Origin of the sequence: Streptomyces sporangiiformans (genome assembly GCF_005768555.2) — a bacterium.
GTDB classification, from domain to species: Bacteria; Actinomycetota; Actinomycetes; order Streptomycetales; family Streptomycetaceae; genus Streptomyces; species Streptomyces sporangiiformans.
The window spans coordinates 1-1250 of the sequence record NZ_VCHX02000225.1 but is presented as its reverse complement, the minus strand read 5'-3'; the positions used below and the strand labels follow the sequence as shown (position 1 = coordinate 1250).

Annotated in this window: 1 protein-coding gene; it reads right to left on the bottom strand. The window is 71.8% G+C overall.

Going from position 1 to position 1250, the window contains the following annotated elements; all coding sequences use genetic code 11:
- Window positions 1-1250: beta-ketoacyl reductase (locus tag FGD71_RS35010; protein WP_119104597.1), on the bottom strand; the 1250-nt coding region annotated here is incomplete at both ends.

Sequence of the window (1250 nt, the reverse complement as noted above, 5' to 3'; positions counted from 1 at the left end):
TCGAGACCGAAGCTGTACGCCACCCGACCCGAGATCACACTCGTCGTCGTCCCCGTCATCAGATAACCCTCGACACCCTCGGGCATCGAGAGGACGTTGCCCGCGTAGTTGGAGTGCGAGGAGCCCGCGAAGACGCCTGTGCGACTGCCACGCAGCGACGCCGGGTCGATGCCCGCGTGCTCGAACGTCTCCCATGCGGTTTCGAGGAGCAGGCGCTGCTGCGGGTCCATGGCGAGGGCCTCGCGCGGCGAGATGCCGAAGAACGAGGCGTCGAAGAGCGGGACGTCGTAGACGAAGCCGCCCGCGTGGGTCTTCGTGGTGCTCTCGCCGTCGACGTCCGCGCCGTACATGCGGTCGATGTCCCAGCCTCGGTCCCCGGGAAGTTCGGAGATGGCGTCGCCGGCGGTGCGCACCAGCTGCCACAGGTCCTCGGGCGAGGAGACGCCGCCCGGATAGCGGCAGGCCATGCCGACGATGACGACCGGGTCGTCGTCCTGGGCCGCCGACGGCGCTACCGAGGGTGCGACGGTCTCGGCGGTGTCCGCGGTGTCGCCGAGCACTTGGGACCGGAGGTGGTCCACCAGGACCTGCGGGGTCGGGTGGTCGAAGACGAGGGTGGACGGAAGCCGGATTCCGGTGACAGCGGTGAGCCGGTTACGCAGTTCCACCGCGGTCAGGGAGTCGAAGCCCAGGTCCCGGAACGGCCGGGTGGCATCGATCAGGTCGCCCGTGGCATGGCCGAGTACGGCGGCGGCCTGCCCCTGGACGAGGTCGAGGAGCACGGCCCGCTGCTCGTCCGCGTCGAGCCCGGCGAGGCGTGGGGCAAGCCCGGACGCGTCCGCGGCGGCCCGTGCGGCCGCGGCTCGGCGTGCGGACGTCCGCACGAGGCCGCGCAGCAGCGGCGGTAGGTCTCCGCCGCGGGCGAGGGCGGCGGTGTTCATCGGGATCGGCACCAGGGCCGCCTCGTCCACGACGGCCGCGACGTCGAACAGCTCCAGGCCCTGCTCGGTGGTCAGGGCCCCGAATCCGCTCCTGCTCATGCGGGCGAGGTCGGTCTCGCCGAGGTCGCCGGTCATGGCGCTGCGCTCGGCCCACATGCCCCAGGCCAGCGACTGTCCCGCCAGCCCCCGCGCGCGGCGGTGCTGGGCCAGGGCGTCCAAGAAAGCATTGGCCGCCGCGTAGTTGCCCTGCCCGGCACTGCCCAACACCGCGGCAGCCGAGGAGAAGACCACGAACATGGCCAGATCCAT